Source organism: Shewanella algidipiscicola (genome assembly GCF_900380485.1).
Classification (GTDB): Bacteria; Pseudomonadota; Gammaproteobacteria; order Enterobacterales; family Shewanellaceae; genus Shewanella; species Shewanella algidipiscicola.
Window position 1 is genome coordinate 626368 of the sequence record NZ_OXJV01000012.1, and the last position, 15743, is coordinate 642110.

Consider the following 15743-nt stretch of genomic DNA (forward strand, 5'->3'; position numbering starts at 1 on the left):
AAAATAATCAAAAATCCACCGCTAAAAGGACAACAAAGATCACACTTTGTGGTAATCTTGCCGCATTCGAACGACAGTCAATCCACTATTTCACATACAATAAAGGTTACCAATGGACGATAATAAACGCCCGCTATATCTTCCTTTTGCCGGCCCAGCCATTTTGGAGGCGCCTCTTATCAATAAAGGCAGTGCGTTTACCGAAGAGGAGCGTATTTTCTTTAACCTTGAGGGCCTACTGCCTCATGTTATCGAAACAATTGAAGAACAAGCGTCGCGTGCCTACGACCAATATAAAAACTTCAGCAATGATCTCGATAGACATATCTATTTGAGAAACATTCAAGACACCAACGAAACCCTATTTTATCGCTTGGTGCAAAATCACATTACCGAGATGATGCCTATCATCTACACCCCTACGGTGGGGATGGCGTGTGAGCGTTTTTCAAAAAACTATCGTCGTAATCGGGGTCTGTTTGTCTCTTATCCTCATAAAGACCGTATCGATGATATTTTGAATAACTCGACTCGCCAAAAAGTGAAAATTATTGTGGTCACCGATGGTGAGCGTATCTTAGGTCTTGGCGACCAAGGCATTGGTGGTATGGGGATCCCCATTGGTAAACTCTCCTTGTATACCAGTTGTGGTGGGATCAGCCCAGCATATACCTTGCCAATTACGTTGGATGTAGGCACGGATAATCCGCATCTGCTTGAAGATCCTATGTATATGGGTTGGCGTAATCAGCGTATTGGCGGCGAAGAATATGCCGAATTTGTTGAAGCCTTTATGCAAGCTGTACATCGTCGCTGGCCAGATGCATTGATCCAATTTGAAGATTTTGCGCAAAAGAATGCCATGCCATTACTGGAGCGTTATAAAGACCAATATTGCTGTTTTAATGACGATATTCAAGGCACTGCGGCAGTGGCAGTCGGTTCATTACTGGCTGCCTGTAAGGCTGCTAATACTCAGTTGAGTCAGCAACGCATTGCGTTTCTTGGTGCAGGCAGCGCCGGCTGTGGTATCGCCGAGGCGATTGTGGCGCAGATGGTCTCTGAAGGTATTTCTGATGAGCAGGCTCGTCAGCAGGTGTTCATGGTTGACCGTTGGGGCTTGCTGCAAGACAACATGCCTAACTTATTGCCATTCCAGCAAACCTTGGCTCAGAAGTCTGCGTTGGTGGATAGCTGGACGACCGAGAATGAAAACATTTCATTGTTGGACGTGATGCACAATGGTAAGCCGACCGTATTGATTGGAGTGTCAGGCGCGCCGGGATTATTTAGTGAAGAGATCATCAAAGCGATGCACAGTCATTGTGCGCGCCCGATCATCTTTCCGTTGTCAAATCCAACTAGTCGTGTTGAAGCAACGCCAAAAGACATTTTGCATTGGACTAAAGGTGAAGCATTGGTTGCCACAGGCAGCCCATTCGAACCTGTGGTCATTGACGAGCAAACCTTTGAAATTGCTCAGTGCAATAACAGTTATATCTTCCCAGGTATTGGCCTTGGGGTGTTGGCTTCTGGCGCGAAACGCGTCAGCAATGAAATGCTTATGGCCTCGAGCCGTGCGTTAGCCGAATGTTCACCGCTGGCGATACAGGGGCATGGTTCATTACTGCCTAAGCTGGAGGATATTCATCAGGTGAGTAAGCATATTGCGTTTGCGGTGGCTAAGGTTGCCGTTGAGCAAGGCCATGCACTGCCTTGCAGCGATGAATTGTTGCTACAAGCGATTGAGGGGAATTTTTGGACGGCCGATTACCGCCGTTATAAGCGTACCTCATTCTAATCAATTGTGTTTCGATATGATAAAAGCTGCTCAAGGGCAGCTTTTTTATTGGGCGTGTATCGTTAAGGGGCATTTGGGGGCGATCATGGCGTGTCCTCGCGTGGTATTTAAGTTTGGATGGACTTGATAAAGGCTAACTGTGTCGGGTCGGCGGCGTTGGCTCTAGCAAGATTTTTATCCACTCGCGTCCAGATGGTTAGTGTGGTTTACTTTGTGTAAATCATATTGACAGTCATCACAAAGTTGAGCTTTAGCGTTTGATGCTATTAGCATTTTACTCCGATTGTTGTTACTTTTAAGTTTCAGTTAATGCTGATCGGTAAGTCTAGGTTTATCGGTTCGCAGCAATTTGCTTTTTTAGTAGGTGTTTAACCTTAGCGAAAATTTAGGTTCGCTGTAAAAGCTAAATTGAGCGTCACCTTTATTTCACTATTTTGTCAGTTTGGCCATTGCCACTGACTCTAGGAGCCACTATGAAATATCTCGCTATTGTTGCCGCCTTACTCTTTGCTGGTTCAGCAGCAGCACTCGATTGTACTGAGTGTCATGAGAAAGTCGATTTGACGGTACACCAAGAGGCCGAAGCAACATTGGCTACATGTAACGATTGTCATGGTATGAGCGATGCCCACACCGTCGACATGGAGCTACACACTCCAGAATTGACCATTACAGAATGTGCCGATTGTCATGGCATGGAAAAGTAATTTCTGATTAGTTAAGTTGCTGTAATGTAAGCCATCTTATTGTTTTTAAGGTGGCTTTTTTATGGCATAGTTCAGAGCAAATGATGATTAAATGAGCTCATATCAAATCGCCAGTTACCGTATCGTTTTTACCTTATCGCAAGATAGACATAGTGGTCGCCACTCGCCTAACTGTGGCTGGAGCTAGTGCACCATGGTTGATAGATGGGCTCGACTTGCTATTTTTTACGTAAAAAAGGTTCTTCGTAGGTTAGCGGGAACTGAAAACAAAAACGGTAGTTCATGGGAAGGCTTTCAGATCGTAAAGTCTTATAAAACTGACACATTAATTTCTATCACCTTAATTCCTGACTCCGCTCCATGCTGTTCTTGTGGTTAAGCCATATTCTCGCCTCACTAATCGGCTAATTGATTACATTGAGAAGTTATTACCTTTGCTACCCATCAAACATATTTCAGAGCTTACTGGAGTGCTCTGGCATACCATCAAAGAAATAGATAAGCAACGTCTGAAACGTGTCGTACCTGAGGTTCCTGGGGGCGTTTGCGCGAACTGGTCATGGACGAGTTCGCCATATTCAAAGGCCATCGTTACGCCACTGTCATCGCAGAAGCATAAACGTATCAAGTGCTTTGGATTAGTCTAGGTTGAAGCCGCAAAGACATACGTCCCTTCTTTGAGACGCTTGGAGAACATACTCAAAATATCGAAGTTATAGCAATGGATATGAGCACCGCTTTTAACCTAGAGATTATGGATAGAGTTCGAGTAGATCAAGCCAATCAACTTAAAGATGACAGAAGTGCACATCGTTGGGTTAAGCGCTCGCGCTGGGTGCTACTGAAAAATAGAGAGAAATTAAATACCAAGCAACAAAGCTATCTGGATGAAATACTTGCGATTAACCGTGATTTAATGGTGACTTACTTGCTTGGTGCTCAACTTAAAGAGCTCTGGTACTGCGACTCGGAAAAACAAGCCAAAGACCTTTGGGAGTATGGTGGCAACAAGTCCATGAAAGCGGAGTAATACCAATTAGTATAAGAAAGTGATCTACTCAGCGTGTTTTTTGATAACTAATTCAAGGCGAATGGACGACGGAATGGCTGTTCCCTTGTGGGGCCGTTCAGCGCAGAAGTTGGCAGCCCAAAACACGCCTAACAGGCGAGTTTTAGAGCTTTTGATGCAGTGTTAACGAGTTTGACCGTAGAACAACTATGCTCTTCACTCGCTGCCTTGCCTTATAAGCGTTAAATTCTCGCTGAGCGATTTATACTGATTGGTATAAGGCCACTCATAAACTTTGCTATAAAGCTAAAACTGTACCTTGATGGAATAGTGGCTTCGGCTTCATATCATTTAAATACATGTATCTTGGAAGGGAGCAATAACAAGATCAAGCTAATCAAAAGAATGAGTTATGGATACAGAGATACGGATTACTTCTTTATGAAAATAAAAGCGGCTCTTCTCGGAAAGCCGCGATGAACCGTTTTTGAAGCGTCTCCTTTTCGGTCTTATCTATGGTGAATTTGTTTAAATCTACAGCGGTTAGTCTGTCAGGGGTTAAGAAACATCGTTGCTTGGCCGATATAAACTATAATCGCTAAAGGGTTACAGCCTTTATTCAAGTGTGTTGATAGTCGATTAAGTTAATCAAGCTAACATTGCTCAGCCAATTTACTTTAAGGATCCTTTCTCTATGCTCATTCGCCACAAATTGCTTGCTAGTGCCGCAGTGTCTATCTGTTCGGTTATTGCGATGTTTGGTTTACAGCTATATTCAGGCGATACGCTTGACGATCTTTCGCACGCAGCTCAGAGAGTGATTGAGTTGGAAAAAGAAGTGCTTAGCCTACGCAAAGATGAAAAAGATTTTTTTGTGCGTTTAGACTTGAGCTACCTAGATAAACATAAAGTAAACGCGAGTCAGTTAGACAGTACTCTGCATGCACTCAATGAGACGTTCGAACATTATGGTATCTCTGCTGCAACGTTAGATGGTTTTAAACAAAGCGTAGAGCGCTATGAGGCTGTATTTATTGATATTGTAAATTTACAGCAAAAAATAGGTTTACATCCCAAGGATGGTTTATATGGCGCACTGCGCAGTGCGGTGCACCAAGTTGAATCATTAGTTGAGCAATACAATGAAGCTGAAATGATGGTGACTATGTTGCAGCTTAGACGTAATGAAAAAGATTTCATGCTGCGTCGTGATGTGAGTTACGTTGATAAGTTCAATACTAATCTAGGCAAATTAAAGCAGCAGGTCAGTGATTCGATGTTAGAAAGTCATGTCCAGTCGCAACTCATTCGATTGCTTGATGGCTATCAAACTAGATTTAAGATGTTAGTCGACACTGAAACTGAGCTTGGCTTGAGCAAAGAAGATGGTCAAATGGAGCTCTTAAGAGAAAGTATTGCTAAGGCTGAAGATGATTTAGTGGTGTTGAAAAAGCAATCTCTTGAGGCGATTGATAGCGCGCAGAGCCGCGCGACTACCATAGGCATTGTCGTGTTTATTTTGATCACCATAATCTTAGTTGGTTTCACTCTGGCCATTATTCGCAGCATAATGGATCCTGTTAAAAAGATCAGCGAGGCTATTTCGCAAATCGAAGAAACTAAAGATCTGACTCTACGTTGTGATACCACTTTAGGTGATGAGATAAGCCAGATTGGTATTCATTTTAATAGTATGGTCAATTCATTACAGCAGCTGATTAAGCAGGTGTTAGATTCTGTTGATATGGTTAATCGTTCGTGTAAAGAACTATCTGAAAACTCCATTCGCGCATCTGAAGGGGTGAGTCGCCAGTTGAATGAAACCGATATGGTTGCCACTGCAATCACTGAAATGGGCGCCACTATTGATGAAATCGCTAATAATACTGAATTGGCCGCAGAGCGTGCCAGCAATACCCATAATAATGCGCAGCAGGGACAAGTGGGTGTGGTGCAGACTATCGAAAAAATTCAAGCATTGGCAGAGCAACTCAATGGCTCAGTGCAAGTGGTGGCCGATCTTGAAAAAGACAGCGAAACCATTGGCAGCGTCCTTGATGTGATCAGAGGCATTGCCGATCAAACTAACCTACTAGCGTTGAACGCCGCCATTGAGGCGGCTAGAGCTGGTGAGCAAGGCCGTGGCTTTGCGGTCGTAGCCGATGAGGTTAGAAGTTTAGCCATGCGCACCCAAGAGTCGACAGAGGAGATTTCTGGGATTATTGAAACCTTACAATCGCGCACGCGCTCGATTGTAGAGTTAATGGAATCGACTCAAAAGCAAGGTAGTGAAAGTGCTGCTGAGGCGGCAAATGCTGGCGCTTTACTAGAACAAATTAATGCCGATGTAACCAACATTATGGATATGAGCACACAAATTGCGGCCGCTATCGAAGAGCAGAGTGCGGTGGCCTCAGAAGTGAACCAAAACGTGGTGATCATTCGCGATATCGCCGCAGACTCAGCAACAGCAGCGCAAGAAAATGCCAATGCTTCGGATGAAGTGCGTGCACGTACCGAAGCGCTTTACCAGGCGGTAAGCTTATTTAAGATTTAATTTTTACGCTAGCAGCAAAACAACAGGGCCAAGATGTTTCATCTTGGCCCTGTTGTTTTAACCCCCTAAACCAAGGTAAGACAGGTTTAGGGGGGAAATAGCTTAGATGGTGGCGATTCACTGAGATGGTTCAGGTGATGCGCAAGAGAGTTTAGGCTGAGATAATTTGAGTTATGGTCTAGAGAGCTTAGATGATAGCTCTGGAAGCTTAGCGAGGATGTTGGGGACTCGTGTTAGATACCTATTTAAGAGCACTTTTAATCGACACTAGGTCACTGCACAACTCTTTGTACACTACTAAATTAACGACAGTTTTTAAAATCTATAGAAACAAAAAAGCCTCGCATTGCGAGGCTTTTTTGTTTAGTTGCCGCAGCACCTAATTAAATTTGGTGCCCGAACCCGGAATCGAACCAGGGACACGAGGATTTTCAATCCTCTGCTCTACCGACTGAGCTATTCGGGCGACGGGGTGCATTAAATAGCTTTTCGGGATTTGAGTCAACCCATTTATTGAAAATATGCTTCAAAAGCTTCCGTTTGAATAAGTTTTGCACGAAACGTACTTTATTGTCGCAATTATGATTTTAAAACCGTATTTAAGTTAGTGTGAGGTTTTGCGGGATGCCACTATGGTGTTAAACGAGGCCTGTTAAATAGGATTAGGGTATCCAACGAGAAGGATGTTCGCATGGTTAATCGCAGATGTAAGTTAGATAATCAGCTTGGTCTCAGTAGGGCGGGAGTTTAAGTGACTTAGTATTAGGGCCTGTTGATCTTTGTTGGTTGAATTTTGTTCTAGACAAAAACGTTTTAATCGAGGCGAGTGGATTGCAGCCTAGTCATCTAAGCAAAATTCACTTAACAAAGAGTAAAACGTTTTTAGCCGAACCCTTCGGGCAGCGTTTGTTGGGTATTTTTACTGCGTTCTCAGCTTTTTATGTGGAATAACTACACTACAAAGCTTCTGCCTTGTATAAATACCCAGCAACTCGCTGCAAAAACAACCTTGAAAGATCAACAGGCCCTAGTGCTTAGATTGTCATTCAACATGGTTTTAACTAGCACGGAAGATAAGCGAAGATGTTAAATAGGTGGTCGCACTTAACGAATAGTAACTGTGAGAGACGTTATCGGGCGTAACGCTATGTTGTAATCGGTAGGGGACACTGACAAGGCAGTGCAAGGTCGCTCTTTAGTGATGTGCGTAACCTTAGGGCTTAATTTAAAACAGTGGGCTTTACGCGTCAAAAAGAGACAAAGTGTGTGGGGGGGCTAAAGATGTGTAATTTAAGGCTGACATCAATCGGTTTACCGTTGATGAGTCGGTTCACCGTTGATGTCAGCCAGAGCGTTAATATATCAGTAGTTATTTGACTAATTGATTATCAGGAAAGTTGCTTTGCATCACCAATAACACATGCTCTTTAAGTTGCTCTTGTCCAAGTTCCTCATAAGCCGTTGCCATGATCTCTAAGGCGCGCTCTGTGTGAGGTGTACCAGGATACGATTCCATCACGGTTTGCGCTCTCACTGCCGCAGCGCTCCATGCATTCATCTTGATATAGTACTCGGCGACGGCCACTGAGTACTTTGCCAGACGATTTTTTAAAAATTGCATACGTTTTTGCGCATCAGCAGCGTATTTACTGTTAGGATACGACTTTATCAAACGGTCAAAATCTTTAAAGGCATCTTGCGCCGCTTTTGGGTCTCTATCTGTCCTGTCAATATTTAGCATGTCATGAAACATGTAATTATCTGACTGCATATTGACGAGTCCACGCATATAATAGACGTAATCTATATCTTTATGGGTGGGGTTTAAGCGAATAAAGCGATCGATATTGGCGATACCAGAAGCGGGATCGTCCAGTTTGTAATATGCGTAAATCAGGTCTAATTGCACTTGAGTTTTGTGTGGGCCGAACGGATAACGAGAGTCCAACGCTTCCAATGAGCGCACAGCTTTACTGTAGTTGCCTAACTCCATTGACGTTCTAGCTTGTGAATAAAGCACTTCAGGGGATGATTTAGTCAGTTCGATATCATCTTCTGGACTACTACTGCAAGCCGCGAGGGCCAGTGATAACAAGGCGACAGCAGCGCCTTTGGCAAAATTATGCATACTTGAATTCGATTCTTTTTAAGTTGTAGTTAAGAATTTTTCCATTTCAGGATAAAATAGAAACAATCCGATTGTAACAGATAGCACATTATTTTGGACCCCAAAACGCGGGTACGGTTCCTATGACACAAGAGATTAATCTAAAAAGCGAGATAACAGCAACACAAACTGGTCAAAGATTGGATCAAACTTTGGCCGAAATGTTCCCTGATTATTCTCGCACACGCATCAAAGAGTGGATACAGGCAGGCGCTGTCAGTGTCGACGGTGTAGTGCAAACTAAGCCTCGAGAAAAAGTACTCGAAGGCCAAGAGATTGAAGTGCAAGCTACGCTGCACGAAGAAACGAAAGCTGAAGCACAAGCTATTGATTTAAATATAGTCTATGAAGATGACCATATTTTGGTTATCAATAAGCCAGCCGGTTTAGTGGTGCATCCAGGAGCTGGCAACAGTGACGGTACCTTGCTTAATGCGTTATTGCATTACTGCCCTGAGATTGAGTTGGTGCCAAGAGCGGGGATTGTACATCGTCTCGATAAAGACACCACAGGATTAATGGTGGTGGCTAAGACGGTGGAAGCGCAAACTCATTTAGTGGCGGCATTACAAGCACGAGAAATCGTTCGCGAATATGAAGCGATAGTACAGGGCACCCTTATTTCGGGTGGCACTGTGGATGAGCCTATTGACCGCCATCCGACTAAGCGTACTCACATGGCTGTGGTACATAACGGTAAGCCAGCGGTGACCCATTATCGTGTCGCCGAAAAGTTTCGAGCTCATACGCGCTTGAGATTGCGCCTTGAATCTGGTCGTACGCATCAGATCCGCGTGCATATGGCCCATATTGGTCACGTATTAGTGGGCGATCCGGTTTACGCTGGCCGTCCGCGTCCGCCTAAAGGGGTGACGCCTGAGTTTTTCGAGATCTACATGGGCTTTAAGCGCCAAGCGCTACATGCGATCAGGCTTGAGCTAGCTCATCCATTTACGTGTGAAATCATGAGCTGGCAGGCGCCAGTGCCTGATGATATGGTGCAATTGACTCGAGCGTTGCGTGAAGATACCAAAGCGCATCCGACCGATTATTAATGCTACCATCAGACTGGCTTATACCTAAAGGGGTGAAGCTCGCCTTCACCCAGAGACAGGGTGGTGTAAGCCAGCCGCCTTTCGATAGTCTTAATCTCGGTACCCACGTGGGTGACTCGCTCACCGATGTTATGCAAAATCGCGCTATTATTAGAAGCGCATTAGCACTGCCATGTGAGCCAGCTTGGTTGGAGCAGGTGCATGGTGCCAAAGTGGTCGATCTTGATAATGATCAACAACGAGTTGCCGACGGCAGTTTTTGCCAAAGTACTAATCATGTTTGTGCCGTTCTGACTGCAGATTGCCTGCCGGTGCTTATTTGCGATAAACAGGCTACGCAAGTGGCTGCTGTACATGCTGGTTGGCGCGGCTTGTGCGATGGCATTATTGAAGCTGCGATAGCACAATTTGATGCGCCTGCCGATCAGCTATTGGTTTACCTAGGGCCCTGTATTGGTGCTACAGCCTTTGAAGTTGGTGATGACGTCAGGCAGCAATTTATCGCTAAACATCTGCAAACAACCTTGTTTTTTAGCCCTCGCGGACATAAGTATATGGGTGATCTACAAGGGATCGCACGCTATCGGATTGAGCAAGCGGGTGTTGCACGCCTGTTTTGCTTACCCGATTGTACTTATACCTTGAAGCAACGTTATTTCTCCTATCGCCGCGAGTCTGTTACCGGCCGAATGGCTTCCTTGATCTGGTTAGAAAAGTAGCATTTTTTGACCTTTGTGAATCTGGTTAAGCTTGAATTAAGCAAAAAAGCCCCCATCTTTAAATTAACAAAATACTGAAGGTTAACTTCATTCGTTAGTTTTAGGAGGTTGTATGCGGCTTGATCGTATGACAAATAAATTTCAGATAGCCATCTCCGATGCTCAATCATTAGCGTTGGGACGTGACCATCAGTTCATTGAACCTATTCATTTAATGATGGCATTGCTTAATCAAGATAGTGGCTCTATCCATCCTTTGCTGACTCAAGCAGGGATTTCGGTGAGTACACTTCGTTCATCATTAAACCAAGAGCTTGAGCGATTACCTCAAGTTGAAGGTACTGGTGGCGATATTCAGTTATCGCAGGCGTTAATTCGCTTACTAAACCTATGCGATAAATTAGCGCAAAAGCGCAATGATAAATTTATTTCAAGTGAACTCTTTGTGTTGGCTGCCATCGAAGGCAGTGATGCATTGGCACAGTGCCTTAAAAAGTCTGGTGCGACCAAAGAGTTGTTGGAGCAAACCATATTGCAAATTCGCTCTGGTAAAAATATTGATGATCCTAATGCGGAAGATCAGCGTCAGGCATTGAAAAAGTTCACTGTAGATTTAACTGAGCGCGCCGAGCAAGGTAAGCTCGATCCTGTTATTGGCCGTGATGATGAGATCCGTCGTACTATCCAAGTGCTGCAGCGTCGTAGCAAAAACAACCCAGTCTTGATTGGTGAGCCTGGTGTGGGTAAAACGGCGATTGTCGAAGGCTTGGCACAACGTATCATTAACGGTGAAGTGCCCGAAGGGATCAAAAATAAGCGGGTATTGTCGCTCGATATGGGCGCATTGATTGCAGGGGCTAAATATCGTGGTGAGTTTGAAGAGCGCTTAAAGGCGGTACTTAACGAGCTTGCACAAGAAGAAGGTCAGGTTATTCTGTTTATCGATGAGTTGCACACCATGGTCGGCGCCGGTAAAGGCGATGGTGCCATGGATGCCGGTAACATGTTAAAACCTGCGTTAGCCCGTGGTGATTTACACTGCGTCGGTGCAACAACGTTAGATGAGTATCGTCAATATATTGAAAAAGATGCCGCGCTTGAGCGTCGTTTCCAAAAAGTGTTGGTCGATGAGCCTAGCGTGGAAGACACTATCGCGATTTTGCGTGGACTCAAAGAGCGTTACGAATTGCATCATCATGTAGAGATCACCGATCCGGCGATTGTGGCGGCGGCGAGCATGTCTCATCGTTATATCTCGGATCGTAAATTACCGGATAAGGCGATCGACTTAATTGATGAGGCTGCATCGAGTATTCGTATTCAGATCGACTCAAAACCTGAGCCGCTAGATAGACTTGAGCGTCGGGCGATTCAGCTTAAGCTCGAAGAGCAAGCGTTGAGTAAAGAGAACGATGAAGCGAGTTTACGTCGCCTAAGTACGCTGCGCAGTGAGCTACGAGAAGTTGAAGAGAAAGTTGCAGAGCTTACTGAGATTTGGCATACCGAGAAAGCAGCCTTGGCTGGTACTCAGCATATTAAAGCCGAACTCGAACAGGCTAGAATGGATATGGAAGTAGCGCGTCGTGCAGGGGATTTAACCCGAATGTCAGAGCTACAATATGGCCGTATTCCTGAGCTTGAAAAGCAACTTGATTTAGCTTCTCAAGCTGAAATGCAAGATATGACCTTGTTGCGTAACAAAGTGACCGATGTCGAGATCGCTGAGGTGCTCTCAAAGGCCACAGGTATTCCAGTGTCTAAGATGCTTGAAGGCGAGAAGGAGAAGCTCTTACAGATGGAAGATGCGTTGCATACACGGGTTATTGGTCAAAATGAGGCCGTTAATGCCGTTGCTAATGCTATCCGTCGTAGCCGCGCAGGTCTTGCGGATCCTAATCGCCCCATTGGTTCATTCTTATTCCTCGGACCAACGGGTGTGGGTAAGACTGAACTGTGCAAATCGCTCGCGAAGTTTTTGTTTGATACCGAAGCGGCGATGGTGCGAATCGACATGTCGGAATTTATGGAGAAGCATTCAGTATCACGTTTAGTGGGGGCGCCTCCAGGATATGTGGGTTATGAAGAGGGTGGCTACTTAACCGAAGCGGTCAGACGTAAGCCTTACTCGGTTATCTTACTCGATGAGGTTGAGAAAGCGCATCCTGATGTATTCAACATCTTGTTACAGGTGCTTGATGATGGTCGTTTGACCGATGGACAAGGTCGTACGGTTGATTTCCGTAATACTGTGGTCATCATGACATCGAACTTAGGTTCAGACATTATTCAAGAACGTTTTGGTGTCGCAACGTATGCCGAAATGAAAACTGAAGTCATGAATGTCGTGACCCATAGCTTTAGGCCTGAGTTCCTTAACCGTATTGACGAGAGTGTCGTGTTCCATCCGTTAGAGTCAGAACACATTGCACATATTGCTAAGATTCAAATTGATAATCTTCGCGCTCGTCTTGCAGATAAGGACTTTGAATTAGAGATAAGTGATGACGCATTGGCGTTAATTGCCCAGGCTGGTTTCGATCCTGTCTATGGTGCGCGCCCATTAAAACGTGCATTGCAGCAAGAGGTTGAAAACCCATTAGCGCAGCGTCTATTACGAGGCGAGTTAATCCCAGGTAAGCCAATTCATATTGGCAGCGCCGGTGGTGAGTTAACCTTTACTCAATAACGATGCGTAAGAGGTGTTAATCAATAGTCAGTACCATCGCTAAATTGACTTGTTAGCCTCTCCAACCGAAAAGCCCGAACTTATTATATTGAGTTCGGGCTTTTTTATTGGCTTCATCGCCCAGTAATTTGTCATCCTTAACAAGGAAACGCTGGTATGGAAATGTGAGCCCGTAAAGTAATTATTAAATTGAGGATTTTACCCTAGTGATTTTGCAATCACTATAAACATCAACTACCTTGCTAATAGTGTTTTGCTTCGTAGTGTCAACTCGATTTGTTATTAATAAGTTTAATCGAGTTGTCACAGAGTTAAGCCATCATCGAGTGGATATTCCGATTAATGGTGTCTTACCTTATATCGTCACCGCTATACTTACGGCATGTTGGACGCCATTGCACTGAAGGAGTGATGAATGAATATCAAATTAATCTTATCATTAGGAATAGCTCTTGCATTAACTGGGTGTAGCACCTCATCCGGTACGGCGCCCGAGTCGTTAACAAGTGCAACTTATATAGGGGTCGGTAATGTCGAATATGATAGCTTGTATCATTATGGTTACAATATCGGCTGTCGTAGCGCGGTAACTGTGAAGATTAACCCCGCTAATAATGTTGACGTCGAGTCAATGAAAGATCCCGTCCTCGATGGACTAACTGAATTTGATAAAGGTTGGCGTTCAGGCGTTAAGGCTTGTGAGGATGGCATTAGCCGCTCTATGTATAGTGTGGGAACGTCATAGATTGAGCTTAGCTTAAGTGAGCATAGTGCAAGTCAGCTTATTTTATACAAAATAGGCTGATTTTCTCTTGTTGCGCCGACATGGCAGCTTGCCTTTGTTCTTCCGTCATTCTCTCCATATCACCTGTTTGTGCATTTCTTCGTGTCAGTCTGGTGTGGGTGTTAAGTAGGTTGAGTTGATGTTTAGCATTGCTACAAATCGCTTTTGCTTGTGCTTTATCTTGTCGCACTATTGCTTCTGCTGCGGTTTGTTGTGGGTTTTTAGTTGGCACGCTAACTTCAGTCTCTTTTGGCGCAATAAATCCTACTTTTTGCTGTTCTATATCTTCGCTATACAATGTTTCAGATGGCCTATCTGGCGGAACCTGTTGGCTGTAATGAGTCACCCCATTTTCATCAACCCACTTGTAAATGGTTGTCGCGAACACCGCAGGGCTCAATATTAGTGTAAGTAATAGTGCGTGATACCGAATTTTAATCATCTTGCTATCCATAATAAGCACTTGTGGATACCTAATTTTAATATACCTACACGAAATATACGCTTCTTGCCAGTTAAATAGATTATCAACGTGAGGCAAAAATAGCTTCTACCGAGTCAAGATAACGCTGCTGTTAAGGATATGCAAAACTTAAATAACATTAAGTTAAACAGCAAATGTGACCGCTTCGTTGACGCAACTTAGCCACTGAAATGAACCCGTACTTAAATAAGGGGCAAAATATAGGGGGCAAAATGGTCCAATTGTTTATTAGGACCATGTTCAATCGAACAAATCCACTTCCCTTTTTCTGTGCCTGTATGCAAAAGCCCCTAAGGGATGCCGAGTCAGAGGGAGGGAAGCTAAAAGGGCGTTTAGCCTAGGCTTATTTTTGATGTTGATGAAGATGGCGGTGGGCACATCATACTAATGTGAAGCTGCACTACGCTAAGCTTGATATCTAAAGCATAGCTTTTAGTACCTACGATGTAGACGATAGGCAGACTAACAATGGCGCACCTATCATCGACGCTCAGTAATCTATCGACACGATAAATAATTTTTGGCAAATTTTTACACATTTTCTGCAAAGTGAATCAATCTGTGCCAGACTTATCTTCCCGCTCAGCAATGCCTCGTTAAATACCGAGCCATTTATCGCATGATAATTGAGCATCTTGAGTGGGGAAGTGGCTTTTATAGAGCGATTTTATCGGTTTTTGTTTGAAAAGTGTGCGAGCGTGATTTAATACGTAAAAAGCCCTTGCGCCCATCTGAGAACTGCCTATAATGCGCATCCACTGACACGGCACAGCAGGCCAACTACCTAGGTAGTACGGGACTTGCAGCTAAGTCAGTCTCTCTTTTAACAAAGAGATGCGAGTTAATCTCTTCGGAGATTTGATTCAGGTGATAAGCGCTTTATAAGGGCTTCGATTGATGACTTCTGTTTAAGAAATCATCGCTTGGAAAACTTCTTAAAATAAGCACTTGACGCCAACAACGGGAGGTGTAGAATACGCATCCCTAAGCCAACGACCTAGCGTCAACGGCCGCTAAATGAAAGATTGATTCTCTCATGTTAGCAACGCTCTTTAACAAGATGAAACAAGAAATCTGTGTGGACACTCACAGGTGTTGAGTTAATCGAAATTGCCTAACTTTCGGGTTGGCAATCAAAGAATTAAATCAATGTAACAATGAGTGTTCATAGCAATATGTACAACGTTTTTAAGATTCTTCCGAGTCTTTGAAACGGAATCAGAATTCATTGAGCCGAAACCTTCGGGTTTCACCAAAACTTTAATTGAAGAGTTTGATCATGGCTCAGATTGAACGCTGGCGGCAGGCCTAACACATGCAAGTCGAGCGGTAACAGGAATTAGCTTGCTAATTTGCTGACGAGCGGCGGACGGGTGAGTAATGCCTAGGGAACTGCCCAGTCGAGGGGGATAACAGTTGGAAACGACTGCTAATACCGCATACGCCCTACGGGGGAAAAGAGGGGACCTTCGGGCCTTCTGCGATTGGATGTACCTAGGTGGGATTAGCTAGTTGGTGAGGTAATGGCTCACCAAGGCGACGATCCCTAGCTGTTCTGAGAGGATGATCAGCCACACTGGGACTGAGACACGGCCCAGACTCCTACGGGAGGCAGCAGTGGGGAATATTGCACAATGGGCGCAAGCCTGATGCAGCCATGCCGCGTGTGTGAAGAAGGCCTTCGGGTTGTAAAGCACTTTCAGCGAGGAGGAAAGCTTAAGCGTTAATAGCGTTTAGGTGTGACGTTACTCGCAGAAGAAGGACCGGCTAACTT

11 protein-coding genes, 1 tRNA gene, 1 rRNA gene and 1 pseudogene are annotated in these 15743 nt (G+C 44.5%); 11 read left to right on the forward strand and 3 right to left on the reverse strand.

Annotation, left to right across the window (positions count from 1 at the left end; genetic code table 11):
* Window positions 1–112 precede the first annotated feature (112 nt).
* From DN599_RS10225 to DN599_RS10245, 6 genes and pseudogenes are all read left to right on the forward strand, one after another.
* On the forward strand, window positions 113–1801 hold the full coding sequence (locus tag DN599_RS10225) for an NAD-dependent malic enzyme (protein WP_110457490.1): 1689 nt from the start codon (window positions 113–115) through the stop codon (window positions 1799–1801).
* Between the two features lie 473 nt (window positions 1802–2274).
* Complete coding sequence (locus DN599_RS10230; RefSeq protein ID WP_110457491.1) at window positions 2275–2508, forward strand: cytochrome c3 family protein; 234 nt, start codon at window positions 2275–2277, stop codon at window positions 2506–2508.
* Between the two features lie 371 nt (window positions 2509–2879).
* Window positions 2880–3155 (forward strand): transposase family protein, encoded by a 276-nt coding sequence (locus tag DN599_RS19090; protein ID WP_204165115.1) that lies wholly within the window; start codon window positions 2880–2882, stop codon window positions 3153–3155.
* Window positions 3156–3235: 80 nt separating this feature from the next.
* A complete protein-coding gene (locus DN599_RS18735) occupies window positions 3236–3538 on the forward strand; it encodes a transposase (protein ID WP_204165116.1) in 303 nt (100 codons plus the stop codon).
* Window positions 3539–3790: 252 nt separating this feature from the next.
* A pseudogene (locus DN599_RS10240) lies at window positions 3791–3997 on the forward strand (transposase); the annotation flags it as partial.
* A gap of 214 nt (window positions 3998–4211) precedes the next feature.
* The gene (locus tag DN599_RS10245) at window positions 4212–6074 is read left to right on the forward strand and encodes a methyl-accepting chemotaxis protein (RefSeq protein WP_110457492.1); all 1863 of its coding nucleotides are present in this window, start codon (window positions 4212–4214) and stop codon (window positions 6072–6074) included.
* Window positions 6075–6464: 390 nt separating this feature from the next.
* Here DN599_RS10245 and DN599_RS10250 read toward each other — a convergent pair.
* Window positions 6465–6540, reverse strand: a tRNA-Phe gene (locus DN599_RS10250).
* A gap of 903 nt (window positions 6541–7443) precedes the next feature.
* Window positions 7444–8202: an outer membrane protein assembly factor BamD gene (locus DN599_RS10260; protein ID WP_110457493.1), complete on the reverse strand. Its 759-nt coding sequence runs from the start codon at window positions 8200–8202 to the stop codon at window positions 7444–7446.
* 122 nt (window positions 8203–8324) lie between these two features.
* Here DN599_RS10260 and rluD point away from each other — a divergent pair, with 122 nt between their 5' ends.
* The 4 genes from rluD to DN599_RS10280 all read left to right on the forward strand — a co-directional run bounded on the left by rluD (window position 8325) and on the right by DN599_RS10280 (window position 13446).
* Entirely contained in the window at window positions 8325–9296 is a 972-nt protein-coding gene (rluD, locus tag DN599_RS10265; RefSeq protein ID WP_110457494.1) for a 23S rRNA pseudouridine(1911/1915/1917) synthase RluD, read from the forward strand.
* Window positions 9296–10015: a peptidoglycan editing factor PgeF gene (gene pgeF, locus DN599_RS10270; protein WP_110457495.1), complete on the forward strand. Its 720-nt coding sequence runs from the start codon at window positions 9296–9298 to the stop codon at window positions 10013–10015. Before rluD ends, pgeF begins: the two co-directional genes overlap by 1 nt.
* 112 nt (window positions 10016–10127) lie before the next feature.
* Window positions 10128–12701 carry an ATP-dependent chaperone ClpB gene (gene clpB / locus DN599_RS10275; RefSeq protein ID WP_110457496.1) on the forward strand — a complete coding sequence of 858 codons (2574 nt, stop codon included), beginning with the start codon at window positions 10128–10130 and terminating at the stop codon, window positions 12699–12701.
* A gap of 415 nt (window positions 12702–13116) precedes the next feature.
* Window positions 13117–13446 (forward strand): hypothetical protein, encoded by a 330-nt coding sequence (locus DN599_RS10280; RefSeq protein ID WP_110457497.1) that lies wholly within the window; start codon window positions 13117–13119, stop codon window positions 13444–13446.
* A 37-nt stretch (window positions 13447–13483) separates the two neighbouring features.
* Here the strand turns inward: DN599_RS10280 and DN599_RS10285 are convergent, their stop codons facing one another.
* Window positions 13484–13927: a DUF4124 domain-containing protein gene (locus DN599_RS10285; protein WP_239473279.1), complete on the reverse strand. Its 444-nt coding sequence runs from the start codon at window positions 13925–13927 to the stop codon at window positions 13484–13486.
* A 1303-nt stretch (window positions 13928–15230) separates the two neighbouring features.
* Here DN599_RS10285 and DN599_RS10290 point away from each other — a divergent pair.
* Window positions 15231–15743, forward strand: a 16S ribosomal RNA gene (locus DN599_RS10290); the annotation flags it as partial.